The organism is Flagellimonas sp. B-3 (genome assembly GCF_056857835.1).
The window spans coordinates 1-23881 of sequence record NZ_JBSXNW010000006.1 but is presented as its reverse complement, the minus strand read 5'-3'; the positions used below and the strand labels follow the sequence as shown (position 1 = coordinate 23881).

At 41.3% G+C, this 23881-nt stretch carries 16 protein-coding genes; 11 read left to right on the top strand and 5 right to left on the bottom strand.

The window, feature by feature from the left end; translation table 11 throughout:
• The 7 genes from AC13CS_RS00260 to AC13CS_RS00230 all read left to right on the top strand — a co-directional run.
• Positions 1–1507, top strand: a 1507-nt coding sequence (locus tag AC13CS_RS00260; RefSeq protein ID WP_482888253.1) for a T9SS type B sorting domain-containing protein, incomplete at its 5' end; no start/stop codon positions are given.
• Between the two features lie 23 nt (positions 1508–1530).
• Positions 1531–2505, top strand: coding sequence for a PorP/SprF family type IX secretion system membrane protein (locus AC13CS_RS00255; RefSeq protein WP_293162937.1), 975 nt, complete (start codon positions 1531–1533; stop codon positions 2503–2505).
• 12 nt (positions 2506–2517) lie between these two features.
• Entirely contained in the window at positions 2518–4452 is a 1935-nt protein-coding gene (locus tag AC13CS_RS00250; RefSeq protein WP_293162933.1) for an OmpA family protein, read from the top strand.
• A gap of 778 nt (positions 4453–5230) precedes the next feature.
• Positions 5231–8236 (top strand): T9SS type B sorting domain-containing protein, encoded by a 3006-nt coding sequence (locus AC13CS_RS00245; RefSeq protein WP_482888252.1) that lies wholly within the window; start codon positions 5231–5233, stop codon positions 8234–8236.
• Between the two features lie 47 nt (positions 8237–8283).
• A complete protein-coding gene (locus AC13CS_RS00240) occupies positions 8284–9240 on the top strand; it encodes a PorP/SprF family type IX secretion system membrane protein (protein ID WP_293162927.1) in 957 nt (318 codons plus the stop codon).
• Between the two features lie 10 nt (positions 9241–9250).
• Positions 9251–11188: an OmpA family protein gene (locus tag AC13CS_RS00235; RefSeq protein ID WP_293162924.1), complete on the top strand. Its 1938-nt coding sequence runs from the start codon at positions 9251–9253 to the stop codon at positions 11186–11188.
• A gap of 768 nt (positions 11189–11956) precedes the next feature.
• Positions 11957–13165, top strand: coding sequence for a KAR9 family protein (locus AC13CS_RS00230; protein ID WP_293162921.1), 1209 nt, complete (start codon positions 11957–11959; stop codon positions 13163–13165).
• A 44-nt stretch (positions 13166–13209) separates the two neighbouring features.
• On the opposite strand, the gene AC13CS_RS00225 is transcribed toward AC13CS_RS00230, so the two are convergent.
• The 4 genes from AC13CS_RS00225 to AC13CS_RS00210 are packed head-to-tail and all read right to left on the bottom strand — an operon-like array spanning position 13210 to position 18661.
• On the bottom strand, positions 13210–14676 hold the full coding sequence (locus tag AC13CS_RS00225; protein ID WP_293162919.1) for an oligosaccharide flippase family protein: 1467 nt from the start codon (positions 14674–14676) through the stop codon (positions 13210–13212).
• Positions 14676–15944: a glycosyltransferase family 4 protein gene (locus AC13CS_RS00220; RefSeq protein WP_293162916.1), complete on the bottom strand. Its 1269-nt coding sequence runs from the start codon at positions 15942–15944 to the stop codon at positions 14676–14678. Before AC13CS_RS00220 ends, AC13CS_RS00225 begins: the two co-directional genes overlap by 1 nt.
• Entirely contained in the window at positions 15944–18376 is a 2433-nt protein-coding gene (locus tag AC13CS_RS00215) for a YfhO family protein (protein ID WP_293162913.1), read from the bottom strand. The genes AC13CS_RS00220 and AC13CS_RS00215 overlap by 1 nt, the downstream gene beginning before the upstream one ends.
• 24 nt (positions 18377–18400) lie before the next feature.
• Positions 18401–18661, bottom strand: coding sequence for a DUF4834 family protein (locus AC13CS_RS00210; protein WP_293162910.1), 261 nt, complete (start codon positions 18659–18661; stop codon positions 18401–18403).
• 87 nt (positions 18662–18748) lie between these two features.
• On the opposite strand from AC13CS_RS00210, the gene AC13CS_RS00205 reads away from it, so the two are divergent.
• Positions 18749–19732 (top strand): transporter, encoded by a 984-nt coding sequence (locus AC13CS_RS00205; protein ID WP_293162907.1) that lies wholly within the window; start codon positions 18749–18751, stop codon positions 19730–19732.
• A 66-nt stretch (positions 19733–19798) separates the two neighbouring features.
• The gene (locus tag AC13CS_RS00200; protein WP_293162904.1) at positions 19799–20917 is read left to right on the top strand and encodes a GTP cyclohydrolase; all 1119 of its coding nucleotides are present in this window, start codon (positions 19799–19801) and stop codon (positions 20915–20917) included.
• A gap of 101 nt (positions 20918–21018) precedes the next feature.
• Here the strand turns inward: AC13CS_RS00200 and xerA are convergent, their stop codons facing one another.
• Complete coding sequence (xerA, locus tag AC13CS_RS00195) at positions 21019–21837, bottom strand: site-specific tyrosine recombinase/integron integrase (protein WP_482888251.1); 819 nt, start codon at positions 21835–21837, stop codon at positions 21019–21021.
• Positions 21838–21964: 127 nt separating this feature from the next.
• On the opposite strand from xerA, the gene AC13CS_RS00190 reads away from it, so the two are divergent.
• Positions 21965–22597 carry an NUDIX hydrolase gene (locus AC13CS_RS00190; protein WP_093978189.1) on the top strand — a complete coding sequence of 211 codons (633 nt, stop codon included), beginning with the start codon at positions 21965–21967 and terminating at the stop codon, positions 22595–22597.
• A gap of 323 nt (positions 22598–22920) precedes the next feature.
• Positions 22921–23715 carry a cation efflux transmembrane domain-containing protein gene (locus AC13CS_RS00185; RefSeq protein ID WP_293162893.1) on the top strand — a complete coding sequence of 265 codons (795 nt, stop codon included), beginning with the start codon at positions 22921–22923 and terminating at the stop codon, positions 23713–23715.
• Positions 23716–23881: the final 166 nt, after the last annotated feature.

Genomic DNA, 23881 nt, shown 5'->3' with positions numbered 1-23881 from the left:
AGGTGCCTTGATAGACGTCAACACCGATGGCTGCAACGAGAGCATCCGATATACCTTCACCGTGACCAACACGGGCGATGTGGACCTGGACCAGATTATCGTGGACGACCCATTGCTCGGCGGTTCGCTCGCAGGCCCCGTGGCGGGCAGCGACGAAGGGAACGATGGCATCCTCTCCATTGGCGAGAGTTGGACCTACGAGGCCCTCTACGAAATCATCCAACAAGACATTGACAACGGCAATGTGGTGAACTCTGCAACGGTCACCGCCAAGCTATTGGGCACAGACACAGAGGTGCAGGACCTGTCCGATGACGACAGCCTGCAGGAAGACAATCCCACCAATACCACAATCCCCAACGATGCCTGTATAAACGGCAGTGCCGGCATCGGGCTGATAAAAACAGGAGTCCTTGCAGATGTCAACACCGATGGCTGCGACGAGAGCATCCGATATACCTTCACCGTTACCAACACGGGCGATGTGGACCTGGATCAGGTCACCGTCAACGATCCCTTGCTCGGTGGTGTACTCGCAGGCCCCGTGGCGGGAAGCGACGAAGGGGACGACGGTATCCTCTCCATTGGCGAGAGCTGGACCTACGAGGCACTCTATGAAATCATCCAACAGGACATTGACAACGGCAGTGTGGTCAACTCCGCAACGGTCACCGCACAGCTATTGGGCACAGACACAGAGGTGCAGGACCAATCCGACAACAATAGTCTATTAGAAAATGACCCTACCACTGTCATAATTGTTAACGATGCCTGTACCACTGGTGGAGCAGGTATTGGGTTAATAAAAGAAGGGGAACTTTTTGATGCAAACTATGATGGTTGTGATGATAGCATCCGATACACCTTTACTGTTACGAACGGAGGATATGTTGATCTGGAAGAAATTAAGTTAACTGATGATTTGCTTGGCGGCACAATAACTGGTCCCTTGTTAGGAAATGATATCAATGAGGATGGGGTTTTATCTGTTGGGGAAAGCTGGGTTTATGAAGACACTTATCCCCTTGCCCAAGAGGATATCGATGAAGGTTTGGTCACCAATCAAGCTACGGTCATGGCCAAAATCAAGGGAATGGAAGTCCAGATTATGGACCTATCTGATGACAATAGTATTCTTGAAAACCAACAAACCATAACCTTCGTACCCAATTACAGTTGTAGCGGAGGAGTTCCAGACCCAGATTTTCAAATATTTACGGGAATCACGCCCGACGGTGATGACATTAATGATTATTTCAGAATAAACAGTATTGAAAATTATCCGGATAACGTCCTAAAAATCTTCAACAGATGGGGTGCACTCGTCTATCAAGCCGAAGGATATGGGTTGGATGGCAATTATTTTACGGGTATTTCCCAAGGCAAGGCCACCATCCAACAGAAAAGGGAACTCCCTAGCGGAACTTATTTCTACACCCTTTCCTTTACGGGGCAAAACCCTGGTAAGGAAAACTATTCAGGCTACCTCTACATCAACAGGGATTAACTGAAAATATACCAACACATAAAATGAAGCTCAAAAATAAGTCACAGTTAAACAAAAAGTTCTATTGGTTATTAACGATGCTTGTTATTTCCTGCATTCATACAACTTATGCCCAACAAGACCCGCAATACACCCAATACTTATATAACACCCAAATTGTGAACCCTGCATACACAGGATCCAGGGAAATGTTGAGTTTTGGGATTTTGGGACGTATGCAATGGGTAGATATAGATGGGGCTCCGCGAACCGGTACACTTACCGTAAGTTCACCCATAGGATCATTGGACAATATGGGGCTTGGGCTATCCATTGTGTATGATCAGATAGGTCCGGCTACCGAATCCAATGCCAATGTGGATTATTCGTATTCCATTCATCTTGACCGGCATGATGTGAGCAAACTATCTTTTGGTTTAAAGGCTGGAATGGATGTATTGGATATTGATTATAGTAAATTAACCATTCATAATCCCTATGACCCACATTTCCAGAATACGGTGGATAACAAAATTCAACCCCAAATTGGAGCCGGATTATATTATCACACCCAAAAGTTTTATGCAGGTTTTTCGGTTCCTAACTTTCTTAATTCCAAACATTTTGACGAATCCTCGTTGGAGAATGAAGAATTGGAGAGCATAGCCATAGAGCGTTTGCACTATTTTTTTATAACAGGATATGTGTTTGACCTTGGTCCCAACCTAAAGTTCAAACCTGCAGGCTTGACCAAGTTTGTAAGCGGAGCGCCGTTTCAATGGGATGTGTCCGCCAACTTTTTGATCAATGAAAAAATTACCCTCGGGGCGTCCTATCGGTGGAATTCCTCCATCAGTGCCTTGGCGGGGTTTCAAATATCTCAATCCATATTTATCGGATTGGCTTATGACTATGATTCAACTACAATAAAGGATTACAACAATGGCTCTTATGAAGCCGTGATTCGCTTTGATATACTAAATAGACTGGACAAGGTCCTAACCCCAAGATTCTTTTAAATGCAACAATCCATGTACCCAAAAACTATTCTAAAGATTTTAATGGCAGTTTTAATGGTATCAACCATACATGCCCAAAAAAGTGTCGTTAAAAAAGCCAACGAGGATTTTGACGCCTATAATTATATAGATGCAAGGGAGATTTATTTAAATATTGTGAATGATGGCTATGAATCCCCACAAGTTTTAAAAAAATTAGGGGATACCTATTACTTCAATAGCGAGTATGCAGAAGCCGTTATATGGTACAAACGGCTTATGGAAAAACATCCCAACGATGTTGACCCAATCTATTATTATCGTGCTTCACAAAGCTTTAAAAGTATTGGAGAATACCAAACGTCCAAAAAAATGATGGGCAAGTTCGCAGGCTTGTCCGCCAACACGGAAATTGCGAAGAACTTCATGAAAGATTATCCTGCCTTGGACAGTTTGGTCGGGATTAAGTCCAGTACTTACGAAGTGGACAATATAACAGGCCTCTTGACCAGTTCCGACTTTGCCCCCTCTTTTTATGGTGATAAGATTGTTTATGCCTCATCATCCAGCAACACAGAGGGCGACAAAATACACAATTGGACCGGTCTACCCTATCTTGACCTTTTTGAGGCAGATATTGACGAAGATTGGAGGTTATCAAACCCTCAACCTCTTAAAGGAGAAATCAACACCCCTTATCATGAGTCGAACGCGGTATTTACCAAAGATGGAAAAACGGTTTACTTCACCCGAAACAATTATTATGATGGACGAAAAAAGAAAAGCCGAAAAAAGCTTATCAGCCTAAAAATTTTTAAGGCCACCAAAACGGAAGATGGAACTTGGAAAAATATAGAAGAACTCCCCTTTAACAACGATTCCTATTCCGCAGCGCACCCAGCCCTGAGTCCAGATGAAAAGCGCCTGTACTTTTCTTCCGATATGGAAGGCACTCATGGAGATTCCGATATTTGGTACGTGGATATTTTGGAAGATGGAACCTATGGTACACCTGTTAATTTAGGCCCAGAAATAAATACGGAAACACGAGAGGGTTTTCCCTTTATAGGCAAAAATAACAACCTATACTTTTCGAGTGATGGTCACCTTGGTCTTGGCGGTCTCGATATTTTTGTTATATCCTTGGAACCCAATGGCGAATTTAAGGAAGCAACCAATCTAAAAAAACCCATAAACTCCAATAAGGACGATTTTGGATTTATTCTGGATGAAGAGAAAAAAATCGGCTATCTGGCCTCAAACCGGGATGGAGACGGCGGCAGCAGTTCCGACGATATTTACCGAGTTTGGGAAAGCTGTGGTATCATGGTCATCCAAGGGGCCATTTCCGACTCCAAAACAGGAAAAACCTTGGTCGGTGCCACTGTAAAACTAATGAACAAGAACAAAAACGTAATAACCGAAACAACAACCGATGAGAGTGGCAACTATGTGTTTAAAGGTGTTGTGGATTGTAGTAAAAAATATACGGTGCATGCAGCATATAAAGATTATGCGACAAAAGATAAAGATACTGTGACCCCCAGAGGTTCCCATACCATCCAAATGGACTTGGAGCTCACACCGCCCGAGTGTCCTGTTGATGATTTGGGATGCAGGCTTACTCTTGAACCCATATATTTTGACTATGGGAAGTATACCATTCGTCCCGATTCTGAAGTGGAACTGGCCAAAATTTTACAGGCCATGAAACAATATCCGGAACTTTCCATTCATATTGAATCCCATACCGATTCCAGATCAAGCGATGGGTTTAACCTAAGATTATCTGAAAGGCGTGCCCAAGCCACATTGAATTGGCTCGTTAAAAAGGGGATTGACCGTAGCAGACTATCGGCCAAAGGTTATGGAGAAACACAATTGTTGAACGAGTGTTCCAATGGGGTAAACTGTTCAGAAGAGCAGCACCAACTCAATAGAAGGTCCATGTTCATCATTAAAAACTAAACTGCCATCTTTTGAAGCCAGAAGTGATGTCGAAAGCACGAAGTCCGAAGTGTCACGTAGCGCAGTCGAAACGTCCGAGGTCGGAAGTACGCAGTATGCAGTCGGCAGTTGCAGTTTGCAGTAACTCTTGTTTTTGGACTTGATGCTTGCGTTTGAACTTGTTGGGAGTCGGATGTCTGATGCTCGAAGCACGAAGTCAGTTGCAGTTTGCAGAAGGCAGTAACTCAATAACCCAATAACTTTGTAACTCCGAACTCATAACCCATAACTCCAAAGTCTTGGCTCTTTTCTCTTTGTTATTGAACTTGACACTTAAGTTTGTGCTTGATGTACGAAGCTAGAAGTTAATAAACATATCTGTTCTTGCAAATTCGTGAAATTCGTGTCCACTCCAGAAAAAACACCCCTAAAGTCCCCTCAAGGGGACAATTGTTCTTGAACTTGATGCTTGTGCTTGAACTTGTTGGGAGTCGGATATCTGATGCTCGAAGCACGAAGTCAGTTGCAGTTTGCAGAAGGCAGTAACTCAATAACCCAATAACTTTGTAACTCCGAACTCATAACTCATAACTCCAAAGTCTTGGCTCTTGAACTTGAACTTGATACTTGAACTTGATACTTGAACATGAGCTTGACATTTGAAAATTTTCGCTTGTACCTATAAACTCCGTCAACTCAAAATAGGTATCCATCAACCCATAACCAGCATCTATCAATTAGACCCTCTGTTGATTTTCCAATTCCATAATATCGCAAATTATAAATTAACTTAATAACCATGGCCAATACCAAACCCTGCCCGCAAATCATAAAATACTTGATTTGGTTTCTCCCCTTTTTTATTTTTCTAACTCCTGATAGTATATCTAAAAACTATAATCTTCATATAACAAACATAATTACCCGTTTAAGAGCAAAGTTTATCATTTTCACTTGTTCTCTCTTCTTTATGTGTGGCACAACGTGTGTTCTGGCCAATAATCATTCCAAAATCAATAATTTATCGGTAGTTGGGGACACCCACATTGTACCCAATGAGGTAAACAATATTTATGTACCAGGAATCTCTCTTAGAAAAACAGGCTTAACAATGAATTCCGAAGGAAATATAGGGGGGTGTACAGAAATAAGTTATGGATTTAGGGTCATAAATGAAAGTAATAATGGAGAAGTATTGGAAAATGTTGAGCTCATAGACCCACTGCTCAACAACGGTCAACCAATACCCGGTCCAAATCCAGGGGATGACATTGGAAACGATGGTGTAATGAGTCCTGGAGAAGCATGGACCTATACTTTTGATTATACGATAACCCAAGCAGATATTGACAATGGGCAGGTAGTTAACCAGGCAACTGTAACAGCAGATGTTCAAGGACAGCCCGGGGTAACTGTAAGCGACCTCTCCGACGATGATAGTGAGTTGGAAGATGACCCCACAGTGGTCGATCTTTCCCACTGTCATGCAGAAATAGGCTTAATCAAGGTTGGTAATCCATTGGATGGCCTTGAAGGCGGTCCTGGGTGCAACTTAATACTATACACCTTCACAGTAACCAATGAAGGACCTGAAATATTGGAGCATATCGTACTTAACGATCCTATGTTGGGAGGGGTTATCCCCGGGCCAGATTCTGGGGATGATAATAACAACAATTTATTGGATCCCGGAGAAATATGGAATTATAGCGCTGCATACAATACTACGGAAGTAGATATAGTAAATGGACAAGTGGTGAACCAAGCCAATGTCAGTTCCAATGTACAGGGAATGCTAGGTGTTGTAGTTGAAGACCTTTCGGATGACAATAGTGTGTTGGAAGACGACCCCACGGTAATTGACCTTTCTTTTTGTGTACCAGATATTGCAGTAGTCAAAACCGGCGCTGCCCTAGATGGCATTGAAGGAAATCCAGGGTGCAACCTTATTCTATATACATTCACGGTGACCAACCAAGGGGCCGTGGTGTTGGAAGACATACTCCTTACCGACCCCATGTTGGGAGGCGAAATTCCAGGGCCATATATAGGCGATGACAACAACGATGGTTTGCTTGACCTTGATGAGGTATGGACCTATAGTGCCGCCTACAATACTACCCAAGCAGACATTGACAATGGGCAAGTGGTAAACCAGGCCGAAGTATATGCCGATGCAGTAGGAGTGCAAGGTCTAGTTTTTGACATTTCTGATGATGACAGTGTGCTCGAAGACGACCCTACGGTAATTGATCTTTCTTTTTGCCAAGATTCTTCAATCGCAATGATCAAAGAGGGTGTACTTGTGGATATTACCGGGGATGGCTGCTTCGATAGTATTCTATACACTTTCACCGTAACCAATACTGGTAATACAGACCTGGAGCACATCACATTGGAGGACGACCTCTTCGGTGGCGAAATCCCTGGCCCTGTTGAAGGAACGGACGAGGGCAACGACGGCATACTGTCCTCTGGAGAAACATGGACCTACGAAGCCCTCTATGGAATCACCCAACAAGATGTTGACAATGGCTCCGTCATAAACCAGGCCACCGTGAGCGGTTATCCCATAGAACAAGATTTTATGGTATCCGACCTATCGGACAATGATAGCCTTGATGAGGATGAACCCACCAGAACCCCTGTACCGGATGATGTGTGCCCCAATGGTTCTGCAGATATGGGGATGATCAAAGAGGCCGAGCTTGTAGATCTTGATCAAGATGGTTGTATCGACAGCATACGCTACACTTTCACCGTTACCAATGCGGGCAGTGCAGACCTCGAGCAGATCACATTGGAGGACGACCTCTTCGGTGGTGAAATCCCTGGCCCTGTTGAAGGAACAGACGAGGGCAACGATGGTATACTTTCTTCTGGAGAGACATGGATCTACGAAGCCCTGTACGTTATCACCCAAGAGGATATTGACAATGGCTCCGTGATAAACCAAGCCACCGTGAGCGGTCAACCCGTAGGCTTGAATATACCTGTGTTTGATCTATCGGACAATGATAGCCTTGACGAGGACGAGCCCACCAGAACACCTGTACCAGATGATGCATGTCCTAGTGATGGAACACCATTGTTTGGGATAGCCATAATAAAAGATGCAGCAGGTGAAGATACCGACTTTGACGGATGTGATGACAGTATCAATTACAGTTTTACCGTAATCAATACCGGAAGCATCGATCTGGAAAATATAGTATTGAGCGATGAACTTTTGGGAGGGGAAGTAAATGGACTTGTTAATGATGAAGAAACTCAAGATGGTATTCTTCAACCAGGGGAAGAGTGGTTATTTACAGCGACCTATAATTTGACCCAAGAAGATATAGAAAGCACAATTATTTATAACCAAGCTCAGGTAACCGCAGATTTAGTTGGCTCCACAGATGCTGTTTTCGATGACTCCGACGATGATAGCTATCTAGAAAATGATGCAACAGCAACAAACGTGTCCAACTTCTGTGAATTTACTGGAGGGCCTGGTTTCGAAATCTTCAACGGGATAACGCCAAATGGTGATGGTTCAAATGATTTCTTCAGAATACAAGGCATTGAAAATTACCCTGATAATAATGTGAAGATTTTTAATCGCTGGGGCGTATTGGTGTATCAAACAGATAGTTATGGGCAAGAGAACAACCTGTTCCATGGTATTTCCGAAGGAAGAGCAACACTACAGGAAGAAAGAAAACTTCCAAGTGGCACCTATTTCTACATATTGACATTTACAAGTGAAGACAACCCTGGTGAAGAAAGCTACTCTGGATACCTCTACATCAACAGGAACTAATATAACCAAACAATTAAGTAATAAAGAACCAAGAATATATAGCAAGGATGATACATCTTAAAACATATAAAAACTACTGCTTATCATTATCAGTGTTTTTATTCGCCCTATACACCTGTACGGCGCAACAAGACCCTCAATACACACAATATATGTACAATACCCAAGTTGTGAATCCCGCTTATGCAGGAAACAGGGGAGTGTTAAGTTTTGGTCTGCTGGGACGAACACAATGGGTAAGCTTAGAGGGCTCTCCTGAAACAGGCACATTTACGGTAAACTCCCCTATTGGATTATATGATAATATGGGACTTGGGCTGTCCATCGTTCACGACAGGATTGGCCCGGCAATGGAATCCAATGTGGTTGTGGACTATTCGTATTCGGTATTTCTATCCAATGCCAGTAAGTTGTCATTTGGACTGAAGGCCGGATTGGATATGCTGGATGTGGATTACAGCAGATTGAACATCTATGATGAAACCGACGCCTATTTTCAAACAAATGTGGACAACAAACTGCAACCCCAAATTGGAGCAGGACTTTACCTAAATACCGATAGATTTTACGCTGGATTATCCGTTCCCAACTTTCTAAATTCCAAACACTATGATGAAAGCTCTTTGGAGAATGTAGATAAGAACGATATAGCCATTGAGCGTTTACACTATTTCTTCATCACAGGTTATGTGTTCGATTTGAATGAAAACTTAAAGTTTAAACCTGCCACAATGGCAAAGTATGTGAGTGGTTCCCCCTTGCAATGGGATCTTTCCGCCAACTTTTTGATCAATGAGAAATTTACAGTTGGGGCTTCCTACAGATGGAGTGCCTCCCTTAGTGCCCTTGCCGGATTTCAAATATCAAAATCAATTTTTGCAGGTGTGGCCTACGATTACCAGTCCACCAACATAGAACAATATAGCGATGGTTCTTACGAAGTGTTTCTTCGTTTCGACATTTTCAACAAATCAGATAGGGTAGTAAACCCAAGATTCTTTTAAAACAATCACAATGAAAAGAAGAATAATTATACATGTACTTTCAGTCTTTTTATTGGTCGGGAGCACATTTGCACAAGAGAATAAAATCAAAAAAGCGGATGAAGAATTTGATAGCTACGACTATATAGATGCCCGAAAAATTTATTTGAGTGTAGTAGAGGATGGTTACAAATCTGCACAAGTGTACGAAAAATTGGGAGATACCTATTATTTCAACAGCGAATATAAAGAAGCCAACAAATGGTACGGAAAACTAGTTGAGAACTTCCCTGATGAAGTAGAGCCAGAGTATTACTTCAGGGCTGCACAAACACTTAAAAGTGTTGGAAAGTATGAAGAATCCAAGGTTATGATGGAAAAATTCATCGCCTTATCAAACGGTTCCGTCTTGGCTCAAAATCAAATGAACAGCTGGCAGTCCTTTGAAGAGCTTACCAACTCAAAAAACAAAATGTTTAGAGTAACCAATATTACCCCCAATATGTCCGGGTCGGACTTTGGTCCGTCTTTTTACGGGGATAAGATTGTATTTGCTTCATCATCCATTAATACCCAGGGCAGCAAAGTACATGACTGGAACGGTCTCCCCTATTTGGACCTTTTTGAAGCTGAAATTGGTGAAGATGGAAATTTAAAAAATGTGAAAAACTTGGAAGGGGACATCAACTCTCCTTACCATGAATCGTCGGCAGTTTTCACCAAAGATGGTAAAACCGCCTACTTTACACGGAACAATTATATTGATGGCAAAAAGAAAAGAGGCAAAAAAAGATTGGTAAGCTTAAAAATTTACAAAGCCGCTAAAAATAATAATGGAACCTGGGGCAATGTACAAGAATTACCTTTCAACGACGACTCCTTTTCCGTGGCCCACCCCGCTTTGAATCAAGAGGAAAACCGACTGTATTTCTCATCTAACATGGAAGGGACTTTAGGCGAATCCGATATTTGGTATGTGGATATTCTAGAAAATGGAAACTACGGAAAGCCAATTAATCTAGGGCCCATCATTAACACCGAGCAACGGGAAACCTTTCCATTTATAAGTGATAATAATAGGCTCTTCTTTTCAAGTGATGGTCATGTAGGACTCGGAGGCTTAGATGTTTTCAGAGCTTCTTATAATGGTGAAAAAGGCTTTGAAGCAATCCAAAATCTTGGGCAACCCATTAATTCAAATCAAGATGATTTTGGTTTCATCATCAAGGAAGAAGAAAAAACAGGATACCTCTCTTCCAACAGAGAAGGAAGTAATGGCAGTAGCTCAGATGATATCTATCTTGTTACAGAAAACTGTAATCCTGTTATATATGGAGCCATTACCGATGAAAATACAGGAGAACCATTGGATGGTTCAATCGTATATCTTATAGACGGAGACAACAAAGTAGTATCTCAGCAGGTCACCGAAGCAAATGGAAACTATGAATTTGAGGAAAACATTGATTGTGAGAACCAATACATTGTAAGGGCATCCAATGATGAAAAAGAATACCAACCCCAAGAAAAGGTAGTGATGACCCCCGAAGGCTCCATGATGCTGCAAGTAAACCTAGCCCTTACCCCACCCGATTGCCCCGTTAACGATTTGGGGTGCCGATTAGATCTACAGCCCATCTATTTTGATTTTGATAAACACAACATACGACCCGATGCAGAAGTAGAATTGGCCAAAATATTACAGGCCATGAAAAAATATCCCCAATTGGCAATCCATATAGAGTCCCACACAGACTCCAGAGGAGATGATAACTACAACAAAGTACTTTCAGAAAGACGGGCAAAATCCACTCTAGAGTGGTTGGTGAGCAAGGGAATTGATCGTAATAGGCTTTCAGCCAAAGGGTATGGAGAATCCCAACTTATAAACAACTGCTCAAACGGAATTGATTGTTCAGAAGAGCAGCACCAACTCAATAGAAGGTCCATGTTTATCATTAAAAACTAAGCTGCCATCTTTTGAAGCCAGAAGTGTCACGTTGAGCGCAGTCGAAACGTCCAAGGTCGGAAGTTCGCAGTTTGCAGTAACTCTTGTTTTTGGACTTGATGCTTGCGTTTGAACTTGTTGGGAGTCGGATGTCTGATGCTCGAAGCACGAAGTCAGTTGCAGTTTGCAGTAGGCAGTAATTCAATAACCCAATAACTTTGTAACTCCGAACTCCGAACTCATAACCCATAACTCCAAAGTCTTTGCTCTTGAGCTTGATACTTGGATTTGATATTTGAGTTTGTGCTTGATATCCGAAGCTAGAAGTTAATAAACATATCTGTTCTTGCAAATTCGTGAAATTCGTGTCCACTCCAGAAAAAACACCCCTAAAGTCCCCTCAAGGGGACAATTGTTCTTGAACTTGATGATTGAATTTGAACTTGTTGGGAGTCGGATATCTGATGCTCGAAGCACGAAGTCAGTTGCAGTTTGCAGAAGGCAGTAACCCAATAACCCAATAACTTTGTAACTCCGAACTCATAACTCATAACTCCAAAGTCTTTGCTCTTGAGCTTGAACTTGATACTTGAACTTGCGCTTTTTGACGGACTACTATCCACTACTTACTACATACAGATTTGGAATTTCATGTTCAATATGTATCATTTATGAGTACAAAAACATATTTTTTATACTGATTATCAGTTGTTTGCAATTTTTGGCACGCAGATTGCATACTTTAGGGTGGATGTAAATAGTTGCATCTAGAACGTAAAACCTTGTAGTATGAAAAAGTTAGTACTCATTATAGCAGCGGTTGTTTTTGGAATACCAAGTATCCAAGCAGAAACAACCAATACAGTGGCTACTGCCACCAATTATCGATATGGAAATTCTTTCATTTTTGTGGAAGATGGAGTAACCTTCTCGGTTTATCCAGATGGTGAGTTCGATTTCTACATAGACAACAGGGTAAATGTAGGTGTTGGAGCCAGAATTGGAAACGTTGGTATCACCTTTAACTCAGGATATAATTACAACCCTTATGTTCAGTACGATGATTACGGTGCTGTAATCCAAGTGGAGAACACCCCTATTTATTATGATTATTACGGACGCGTTTCACAAATAGGAAACGTAGATATCTGGTATAACAATGGTAGGGTTCGTAGAATTGGTGGATTGCACGTTTACTATAATGGAGGCGTTTTCAGTCACTACACAGGATACATCAATATCTATAACAGAAGGTATGTGTACAGACCTTTCCATAGGTATTTTGCAAGACCTTCCATTGGATTCTGTAATGTGTATGCAAGACCATATAGAAGGTATTACAGACCTGTAAGATATACGTACTATGCGCCTTACCGACATAACACACGACGTGCGTATGCCAAAGTAGGCAAAGTGTACAGAAACAACAATAAGTATAGAAGAGACAACATTTATAGAAATGATAGAAGAGTTTCTGTGCGAAGCAACAATAGCAGAAGAGCTGCGGATTATGGCAGAAGCAATGCGAGAGTAGCCCAAAATTCTACTAGAAGAGGAAATACTGCCGTTAACCGTTCCAATAATAATGGAAAAAGACAGAAAGTTGCTTCCAGGGATTCTAGGAGCAATAATTATAGAAAATCAAATAATGTAACAAGATCTGGAAGAACAACGGCTTCCAATAATAAAGTAACGCGCACGCCCAATAAAAGAAGTGTGAGTTCCAGAAAAGTGACCTCAAGTACAAACGGCAGAACCGTTAAGCGTTCTACCCATAGTACCTATAGAAAACCCAAGACCACATCGAGAACACCTAGCAGGTCTACGGTAAGCAGGGGAAGCTCTTCAAGAAAAACCGTTTCCAGAAGCACTAGACCTAGTGTCAGGAAAAGTTCTGTGAGTAGAAAAACTACTTCTAGGCCAAGTGTGAGCAGAAGTTCAAGTGCCAGAAAAAGTAGTGCTAGAAACTCAAGAGGTTCTTCCAGAAGAAATAATTAGATAGATTTTTTTAGGTTGGTTAGTTGTTTACCCCGTAGTTGAATTTATTCGCTACGGGGTATTTTTTTGAGCCATTTGGAGAGGAATCCCGTCACATCTTCCGAAATATTAAAACGATACAAAATCCCCACATACATAACCACGATAAGCAACGACTTTAAACCAATATTGATGATAGGGTGAAAAGGAAACTGCAACAAATAAAAAAGGCTCGACAGCAAAACCAAGGTCGCAAAAACCTTGAACGTAGCCTTGGTAAAGGGCAAAAAATCAAATTTTAACTTTACAAAGACCAATTTGGCCAAATTAAAAATGATAATGGAAAGAAAGCTAGCCAATGCCGCTCCTTCTATACCATAAACAGGAATCAACCAAAGATTGAGCAAAATGGTAGCCAAAGCAAAACAAATCCCTATCAACAGAACAACCTTGTAATATTCCGAATAATATAAAACGGCATTGATATTGCCCAATATCGAATCAAAGACCTTGGCCATACCTATCAAAAGAACAATAAAAAACCCACCTCGGTAATCTTCCGGAAGCATTAGGAACAAATCCTCAATGTTCAAAATGATCAATACAAACAAGAGACCCGATGCAATAAAAGAAGTCAACGAAGTCTTCTTGTACAATTGCTCTAGTTCAAAAATATTGCCCGTGTTCAAATAATTGGCGGTCATGGGATAGGTAATCTGGTTCATGGCCCTGGCAGGCACAACAATGCTAGAGGCAATATATCCTGCAACACTGTAATAGGCCACATTATCCAAAACAATAAACTGGTTGATCATAAATTTATCCACCTCCAAAAGTATCAGTGCAACAGAACCGCCCAAAATCATCAGTATACCATACCCCAAAATAGTTCTGGATTCCTTGGGAAACTTAAAATCCAACACAGGTCTATGCAGTCTAAAAGCGTACAACTTCATACAAAGGGTACGGAGCAGATATACCCCCACCAAGGCCTTTAGAAAAAAATCCAGCGAAATCACTTCAAAGTACAACAAGCCCAACAAGATGGAAACACAAACCCTGACAAAGACCTCTTTCATGAAATTACCAAACACCGATTTAAAATACACCTTGCTCAACGCAAAGAATATCTCAAAATAGGCCATGGCCATTCCCACCAAGAACACATACCAAACATAATCCTTGACAATCGGATTTTCCTTGGACAAGAACAGTGCGATTGGCTCATAAAAAAACCATGTCAAGAGCGATAAGGCACCCAGGATCATCAATGGACTTAAAAGCATTAAGGTTATAAAACCGTTCTTGCTCTGCTCATTTTGGGCACTGTAATATTTTATAGTGGCATTGTGGACGCCCAGAGCCATCAAAGGCATCAAAATGGCACCCGTAGCTAAAATAAAGGTTACCAGACCATAATATTTAGGCGCTAAAATATTGGTGTAGAGGAACAGGGTGTTCACGGCCCCGAACGCAAAACCGATAAAAGTCGTAACCGTATTCTGAAAGGATTGTTTAAGAACGATTCCCATTAGATAAATTTAGCCAAAGACTCCGTTAATGCCTTTCTATTGTACTGCTCCACCCCTTCGGAATGACAAAGCAATGTTCCTTTTTGATAGTGTTTAAAGGCATCCAAAAGTACATTTTTTAATGCCGCTACATCATCATGCAAACAGGTATTTCCAGCTTTGTGCCGTTCCACCATGGCTCCTGCCTCCCACCCTTTTGGACCAATCGCCAAAATGGGACGCTTCGCATTTAGGTATTCAAATAATTTTCCAGGGATGATGCCTTTGGTCTCTTCGGAATCAATCTCCAACAACAAAAGTAATTGCGATTTTTGCTGTGTTTCCAAAACTTTATCGTGGGACAGATACCCCAATTGCTCCACATGATTATCCAGCCCAAATTTTTGGATGGACTGCAAAACCTCTTCCCCTACTACCCCGGCCAATTGGACCTTTACAGTATTTTTGAAAGCTTGATTTTCGGTAATCAATTCCTGTAAAGCCTGCCATAACCCCAATGGATTTCTTCCTGTTAACAACGAGCCAATATGGGAGATGGTAAATGCTGAATCCAAAGTTGCTGGCTGCAGTTCATCATCAAAACCATTTGTGATTACTTTAATGGGTTTGGGCGTGATTTGCTCAAATTCTGTTTTAGTGGTTTGGCTCGTAACCACGATCTTATTGGCAGAAACAAGCACTTTCTTCTCCAAAGCTTTGTGCTTTTGTTGGGAGGATTTTGTCAACCGCAATTTTTTATGATACCCTATTGATGTCCAAGGATCACGGAAATCGGCAATCCATTGAATATTGTATTTTTTTTTGAGGCCCAGCCCGATTAAATGTAGACTGTGGGGCGGTCCTGTGGTAATTATGGTTTGAATGCCCTCATCCGCAATAACCTTTGCCAAATACGAAATGGATGGCTTTACCCAAAGTTTTCGGGCATCTGGAATAAAAAAATTACCACGAACCCACAACAACAACTTTTCTATAAATGATGGATCCTTCTCCTTGATGATACCCGAACTAATGGTCTTGGTCTTTTTTTTGGACAACAACGAAGCCCAAGCATACGGCTCTTTTATGGGCAGCTTTACTATTTTGATGGATTCCGGTACTTCCTGAACCAATTTTTCGTCCACAATGGGATAACTGGGATTTTCGGGAACATACACAATGGGTTCAAAATCAAAATCGGGCAGATACTTAACAAACTTAAGCCAACGCTGTACCCCTGGTCCACCTGCCGGAGGCCAATAGTACGCTATGACCAAGATTTTTCGCATTAGGATGCTTCCTTTTTTCCACGGAACAGGGTGAAGCCCAATCCCCCAACAATTATCAATCCCAAGAGAATATTGGACGCCAAAGTGATCTGGCTGCCCGTTTCCACCACTTCGGGCTCAAACATAAACTCGATTTCGTGCTGGCCGGCAGGAACCTTCATACCGCGAAGGGCATAATTCACTTTGTAATGTTCCTGTGGTTCCCCATCAATAAATGCGCTCCAGCCCGATGGGTAGTGCATTTCGGAGAAAACAGCAAAACCGTCGTTGGTATTGTTGGATGTGTATTTTAAATAATCGGGGCGGTAATCCACCAATTTAATCTGTGCCAAGGAATCCACCGAATAGCGAAGCTTGGTCAATTCGGGATATTGTTTTGTGTTGACCACCGCCTGTGTTTTGGAATTGAAATCCTTAAGTTTCAAAATTTCCTCATTGGCCGATGAAACGGGGACCAACTGATTAACAAACCATGCATTGCCATTGGCATCGGGGTTCACCGCAGGGAAACTATTGCCTTCCTCATCTTGTTGAATGATATACTTTACATTCAACATATTCAACACCTGAAGATTGTTTTGGTACAAATGGTATTCGAACAAATTTTGAAGCGCCCGGGGCTTCGCCGCATGATACCCACCAATGGATTTATGAAAATAGGAAGCCCGTGCCCCATTGATACCTTCTTGAGGATCAAAAACCCTGTAAATGGAATCATCCTGCTGAATCATTTGGTCTATTTGATTGGCCTGAAAGGGTTCGTTTACCTGACGCTGACGTACAAAATCGTCCTCGTTCACATAACGGAGGTCCACTCCCACCAAGTCAAACAAAATCAAGGCACCCAAGCCAAAGACCAATATATTCTTGTTGATTTTATCTTTGATAAAGAACCAAAGTACAGCAGCGGCCAAGGCCACATAAATCAGGGAACGAATGGTATCACTGACGTAGACGGCTTCACGATCTCGCTGAATCATGGTCATCAATTCATCGCCAAAATAGCCACGATAGGTTTCGTCTCGCATTCCCTCAAAATCAAAGAATCCTTTCAACAAGAAAATAAAGATGCCCAGTCCTACAGAAATAAAGAAACTTAGCTTTAGTGCTTTGAGCTTTTCTGTTTTATCTACAGTTGATTTAAAAAGTTCCCGTATTCCCAAAATTCCGAGTACAGGTAAACAAAGCTCCAATACTACTTGAATGGAGGACACCGCTCGGAATTTATTGTACATCGGGAAATAATCGATCATAAAATTGGTGAGCAACGGAAAGTTTCTGCCCCACGAGAGCAACAGGGATAAAATGGCACCCGCCAACAGCCACCATTTCATTTTACCATCCACCAGAAAAACGCCCAGCATGAACAAGAAGAACACAATGGCACCCACGTACGCAGGAGCCGCTACAATAGGCTGGTCTCCCCAATATAAGGGCAAACTGCTAGAGAACTCAATAGCTTTGGATTGTGATAATCCTTGATTGGTCAAATATTCATAGGCTTTGGAATCCTTGCCCAAATCTTCTCCGCCCGAACCTCCGAACAAACGTGGTACAAACAAATTGAGGGATTCTGCAATCCCATAGCTGTATTGGGTAATATAATCGTAGTCCAAACCTGTGGAAATGGCTTTTTCACTACCATCTGGGTTTATCGTCAATTCCGATGTTCCCCTAGTACTCCAATCGGCATATTCCTTGGTAGCCATAAGGCTGGTCGCATTGGTAAAAATGGACAGCACAACGGCCAAAATTAAAATACCTACGGAAGCAAAAAAGTGTTTAAGTTCTTTTTCCTTGATGGCGTAAATCAGGTATACCAGACCCATCACCAACACCAAAAGCATAAAATAATACGTCATTTGGTAGTGATTGGCACTTATTTCCAACGCCATGGCCAAAGCAGTCAACACAAAGCCGAGAATGTATTTTTTTCGAAAAACAAGAATAATTCCACCCAAAACCATGGGAATATACCCCAGAGCATGTGCTTTGGCATTGTGCCCCACCCCAAGAATTATAATCAGATAAGTGGAAAAGCCAAAGGCCAATGCCCCCAATGCCGCCAACCTAAAATCGACCTTAAGGCATAACAGCAAAATGTAAAATCCTATCAAATAGAGAAAAAGATAGTCGGCAGGTCTGGGCAAAAACCGAATCAAACGGTCCAATTCCTTAACATAGTTGTGCGGGTAATTAGCCCCTAATTGGTAGGTGGGCATCCCGCCAAAAGCGCTATTGGTCCAATACGATTCCTCTCCCGTAAGTTCTTTGTATGCATCACGTTCTTGGGCCATGCCCTTGTACTGGGCAATGTCCGACTGATAAATGGCTTTTCCCTGCAATACCGGATAAAAGTAGACCAGCGATGCAAGAATGAACAAACCGATAACACAAATATGGGTGATGATGGCTTTTGGAGAAAGATTCATGGATAGGTTTTGATAGCGCAAATATTAATCAATTTCCTCAAAATCTATGTATTCTCCAACTTTTTTTGAGGGATTGGATTTTCTGAACGGTTTTTTGGAAACAACGGTCTCCCCTTCCTTAGGCTGCGCAGTATCAAAATCTTGCGGGTTGCCAAACTGCTGTCCAAAACGTTCGCTCGTCTTCTTAACTGCATAATTAAGAAGCTTCGGTGCCAACCACTTCAAAAGTAATTTGAGCCCGTAGTATACTAATATGACAATTAAAATCGTTTGTAATAAAACCATATAACCTTAGTTATTGTATCAAAGTTACATTGTTAGTCCCGTAAACCCATCAAACGTATCTTAAAATAGTATTAAAAACCCAGTTATATGGATATTTCCATGATCAAAAAGTCATTATTTCTTTTCGTTCTATTCCCAACATTTCTTACTGCCCAATATACCGATGTCATCAATTCCAATAGGCCTGGAAGGGCCGCCAGTGCTTATGCCGTTGGTAAAAATGTGGCACAGGCCGAGGTTGGAATGTTGTACGAGCAGCAGGATAATGCCGATTTAAATTCGGATTCCAACATTTTTGGGGCCGATTATGCCTTTAGATATGGTTTGCTTTTTGAAGAGTTGGAGGTTATTGCAGAGGGTTCTTTTATCACCCAAAATATTACCTATCCCGATTTGGGGATTGAGGGCAAGCTGACCAATTTTTCCAGAAACCGGGTAGGTTTGAAATATTTGGTTTTTGACCCTTTTAAGAATCCAGAACGCAACAAACCCAATTTATATAGTTGGAGGGCGAACAATGTATTCCAATGGAAAAATTTGATTCCTGCCGTATCCGTATATGGTGGGGCCAATTTTGTGGTCGGCGATAATCCATTTTACCCTGGCGAGCCTACGGTTTCGTATCGTGGTGGCATCCAAACGCAGAGTAGGCTTTCGCCACGCTTTGTTTTGATTTCCAATATTGCTTATGACCGCATTACCACCGATTTTCCCGAATGGCGCTACGCCTTATCGTTGACCCACGCTTTTCGCGATCCACGATGGAGTGTTTTTTTTGAGGGTCAAGGTATTTCTGGCGACCGTTATTCCGATATTATTTTAAGAACCGGGGTGGCCCGTTTGATCAACCCTAATTTTCAAGCAGATTTCCATTTAGGTTCCAATTTTAAAAACGACCCATCCCGTATTTTTGTGGTGCTTGGATTCTCGTACCGTTTGGATTTTCACAAAGACGAACTTATCCCCATCAACGAGCAACAATCGGGTATGAACGGAAAAATCAAGAAAAACGCCAATAAACGAAAATCCAAAAGAAGAAAGAAAAACCGCGGCGGAACCATAGATTTTTAAGTTTTCCACAAACTTCATTTTTCTACTGCAAGTAATATTCATAATATTGGGCATTAATTTGCAACTATGGTAACCGTTAAGCAGGTCCAGTCCAAATCGGACTTAAAGCGTTTTGTAAAATTTCCTTTTTCGCTCTATAAAAATTCTCCGTATTGGGTGCCCCCTATTATTAAAGATGAAATGGCATCTTTTGACAAGGACGTAAACCCTGTTTTTAAAACGGCGGAGGCCAAATTCTTTTTGGCCTACAAAAACAACAAGATTGTGGGACGCGTAGCAGCCATTATCAATTGGTTGGAAGTTAAGGAACAAGGCTTGAAGAAAATGCGGTTCGGTTGGTTCGATTTTGAGGACGACTTTGAAGTATCCAAAGCCTTGTTGGACAAGGTGCATGAAATTGGCAAGGAAAACCAGCTCGAATACATGGAAGGTCCCGTGGGCTTTTCCAATTTGGACAAAGTAGGCGTGCTTACCGAGGGTTTTGACCATATCGGAACCATGGTGACCTGGTACAACCACTCCTACTACCAATCGCATTACGAAAAACATGGATTTACCAAGGAAAAAGAATATCGCGAAAGTAAGTTTCCAGCGGCCAATGCCGACCCAAAGTTGTTTGCCAAGGCCAATGTGCTGATCAAAAAGCGCTATGGCCTACGGGAATTGAACTTTGAAAAAAGCGCCGATATAATGCCCTGGGTGGACAAAATGTTCGACCTTTTTAACGAGACCTACGCCAAATTATCATCCTTTGTGAAGATTACCGATATCCAAAAGGAGTATTTCAAGAAAAAATACATCAGTTTTATAAATCCGGAGTACATTAAGTTTGTAGTGGATTCGGACGATAACCTAGTGGCCTTTGCCATTGTAATGCCCTCTTTCTCCGAAGCATTGCAAAAAGCCAAGGGAAAATTGTTCCCTTTTGGGGTTTTCCACTTGCTCCATGCCCGAAAGCATAGCAAGGATGCGATTTTCTACTTGATCGGCATACACCCCAAATACCAGAACAAAGGGGTGACTTCTATTATTTTTAATGAGTTTCACCATACGTTTAAAAAACGTGGGGTGGTAAATTGTATTAGAACTCCCGAACTGGAAGATAATCTTGCCATACAGCAAATGTGGAAACATTTTGACCCAAAAGTGATCAAACGTAGGCGTACTTATGTGAAGGATTTGTAGCCTTAGCTGTTTTCCCTCATCCAAAACTCCCTATAGCAGTCTCGACCCCTCAAAAGGAGAGGTGAAGTGGAAATCCCAAGGAACGCTATAGCGTAAATACATCAAAGTTGGTCACCATTATCGTCATCAAACGGACTTGAAACGTGAAGCATTGTGGGCTCAGAAACTTGGGTATAGATCATGGTGGTCTTGATGGAATTGTGCCCCAAAAGTTTTTGGATGACCCTTATATCGATGCCTTTTTCCAAAAGATGGGTAGCATAACTGTGCCGAAGGGTATGTGCCGTGATATGCATATGTATCTTGGCCCGTTTTGCCGCCGATTTCAACAATTTGTTGAAACTGGACGAGGTATATTTTCCTCCTTTTTGTCCCTCGAACAAATAATATTTGGGCAAATATTCCCTATAATAATCCCTGAGCATGTGGAGCGCCTTTTGCGAAAGGGGGACTATCCTGTCCTTGTTTCCCTTGGCCGCCTTTATGTGCACGACCATCCGTGTCGAATCAATATCGGATATCTTTAAACTTATGAGTTCTCCCACCCTTAGCCCCGCACTATAAGTAAGGGCAATCATACTTTTATGTTTGACGTTTTTTGTTTTATCTATAATTTTTTGCACATCTTCCCTTGCTAAGATTACGGGCAGTTTACTGGGCTTTCTGCTTGGGAACAAGAGTTCTAGATTGATACTTTGCCCGAACATCTCCCTATAATATAGTTTTAATGCCATGGCAATCTGCTTTTGATATGAATAGGACACTTTTTTGGTGTGCACCATAAAATAAAAGTAGCGGTGCAAATCGGTTTCATCTACCCTATCCAAAGGTTTGTTGAAGAAGTGTCTGGCCATCTTCACGATAGAGGTATAGCTGTCTATGGTATTCTTGCTATACCGTTTAACCTCCAGTATTTTCACAAAACCGTCAACTGACATGATAAACGAATATATCGAATTCCCTTGAAAAAGTAATATATTTATGACCATTGAATAGGGATATGCGGAAAGTTCCTTGTATCCAGTAGTTACCGCCAATTTACAGAAAATGAGTACTCAAAAACAAGAAAAACAATTAAACCTTATCAAAAGAATAAAGAGTCTTGCAGATGCAGGTCTAGTATATTCTGAGAACAAGTATGATGAGGAAAGATATACAGAACTTAGGGAAATAAGTTTGGAATTGTTAAGTGACATTTCTTCTCAAGAAATTGAATCACTAAGGTCATTTATTAAACCAGAAAAGGATTATCCAACTCCTAAAGTAGATATTAGAGCTTTTGCATTAAATGAACTGAAGCAGATTCTATTAGTTAAAGAGTCTTATGATGGGAAATGGGCTTTACCTGGTGGCTGGGGCGATATTGGCTATACACCATCAGAAGTGGCAATTAAGGAAATCAAAGAAGAAACTGGGCTGACTGCTTCACCCGAAAGAATCCTAGCTATCTACGACAAGAGAAATCATCCGCATCCACCACAGCCATTCTACGTTTATAAGATTGTTTTCTTATGTAAGCTTGAGAATTACAAAACTGCAAAGGGATTTGATATTGAGGATGTTGCATTCTTTGAGATTGATAACTTACCTGAATTATCAGAGGACAGAATATTGAAATCTCAGATTCAACAATTATATAGTAAAGTAATAAATGGCGAAAAATCAGTTTACTATGACTAGTTTGGATTATGTGTGATAAAAAAGATGATGATAATTTAATCGTATAAAATAAACTGGCGGTAACATGCGGTATAATCAATAGGCTGTGTCACGGTTTTTGCACCATTCCACGGATAGTGTAAGAGTAAAATAATTAATAACTTAGAACCAAGAAAAATCTGTATAACCAAAACTAAACCAAGACAGTGTCAGCACGATTGGAAACCATTTCATTTAGCAAAGATAGTTGCAAAAACACGCGCCATAACGGTTGGAAAACCGTTACCGCCTACTGAATCATACCGCTGACCGTTGTAAGTAATGCCGAAAAACCCAGAAACTGAATGAATAAAACAATATTTGAAATAACCAAAATGGACTGTCCTTCGGAGGAAAATCTAATCCGAATGAAATTAGACGGAATTTCAAGTATTGCGAATTTGGACTTTGATATTCCAAACCGAAAACTGACTGTTTTTCACAGCGGAGAAACCGACCAAATCGAAAAGTCCGTTATCGAACTAAATTTAGGCGGAAAGAAAATCTCGACCGAACAAACCGACCAAACGGAATTTAAAGAAAACGCAAACCAAAAAAAGTTACTTTGGTCTGTACTTGCCATAAATTTTGCCTTTTTCATAATCGAAATGACAACAGGAATAATCTCAAAATCAATGGGACTTGTTGCCGATAGTTTGGATATGCTTGCCGACAGTTTTGTTTACGGAATTAGTTTGTTTGCGGTTGGCGGAACATTGATTAAGAAAAAGCGTATTGCCAAACTTGCTGGATATTTTCAAATTACACTTGCAATTATCGGATTTGTGGAAGTTTTAAGAAGATTTTTCGGAGACGAGAAATTACCCGATTTTTCGACAATGATTATCGTTTCGATTTTTGCACTTATCGCAAACGGAATTTGTCTTTACATTTTGCAAAAGTCAAAGAGCAAAGAAGAGGCACATATGAAAGCGAGTATGATTTTCACCTCAAATGACGTGATTATCAATTTAGGAGTAATAATAGCTGGACTTTTGGTAAATTGGTTGAGTTCGAGCAAGCCTGATTTGATTATCGGAACAATCGTTTTCATTTTGGTAATTCAAGGAGCGTTTCGGATTTTGAAATTAAGTAAGTGAATAAAAAAGCACTACTTACAACAACGGTAACCGTTGCACAAGCCTCTGATTTCAGAAAAACAGACTTCAAATAAGCCCTTTTAAGGGGCTTTTTATTTTTAAGCCAACCTATGGGGCATTGTTTTTCCGGGCCATGAAGGGCCCAAAACAGCTTTTGGAACGCACT

Excerpts from the sequence above, each read along its gene's own strand:
- AC13CS_RS00205 (WP_293162907.1), top strand. The coding sequence starts at position 18,749 with ATGGATATTTCCATGATCAAAAAGTCATTATTTCTTTTCGTTCTATTC.
- AC13CS_RS00250 (WP_293162933.1), top strand. The coding sequence starts at position 2,518 with ATGTACCCAAAAACTATTCTAAAGATTTTAATGGCAGTTTTAATGGTA.
- AC13CS_RS00215 (WP_293162913.1), bottom strand. The coding sequence starts at position 18,376 with ATGAATCTTTCTCCAAAAGCCATCATCACCCATATTTGTGTTATCGGT.
- AC13CS_RS00190 (WP_093978189.1), top strand. The coding sequence starts at position 21,965 with ATGAGTACTCAAAAACAAGAAAAACAATTAAACCTTATCAAAAGAATA.
- AC13CS_RS00200 (WP_293162904.1), top strand. The coding sequence starts at position 19,799 with ATGGTAACCGTTAAGCAGGTCCAGTCCAAATCGGACTTAAAGCGTTTT.
- AC13CS_RS00220 (WP_293162916.1), bottom strand. The coding sequence starts at position 15,944 with ATGCGAAAAATCTTGGTCATAGCGTACTATTGGCCTCCGGCAGGTGGA.
- AC13CS_RS00245 (WP_482888252.1), top strand. The coding sequence starts at position 5,231 with ATGGCCAATACCAAACCCTGCCCGCAAATCATAAAATACTTGATTTGG.
- AC13CS_RS00210 (WP_293162910.1), bottom strand. The coding sequence starts at position 18,661 with ATGGTTTTATTACAAACGATTTTAATTGTCATATTAGTATACTACGGG.
- AC13CS_RS00235 (WP_293162924.1), top strand. The coding sequence starts at position 9,251 with ATGAAAAGAAGAATAATTATACATGTACTTTCAGTCTTTTTATTGGTC.
- AC13CS_RS00185 (WP_293162893.1), top strand. The coding sequence starts at position 22,921 with ATGAATAAAACAATATTTGAAATAACCAAAATGGACTGTCCTTCGGAG.
- AC13CS_RS00255 (WP_293162937.1), top strand. The coding sequence starts at position 1,531 with ATGAAGCTCAAAAATAAGTCACAGTTAAACAAAAAGTTCTATTGGTTA.
- AC13CS_RS00240 (WP_293162927.1), top strand. The coding sequence starts at position 8,284 with ATGATACATCTTAAAACATATAAAAACTACTGCTTATCATTATCAGTG.
- AC13CS_RS00225 (WP_293162919.1), bottom strand. The coding sequence starts at position 14,676 with ATGGGAATCGTTCTTAAACAATCCTTTCAGAATACGGTTACGACTTTT.
- AC13CS_RS00230 (WP_293162921.1), top strand. The coding sequence starts at position 11,957 with ATGAAAAAGTTAGTACTCATTATAGCAGCGGTTGTTTTTGGAATACCA.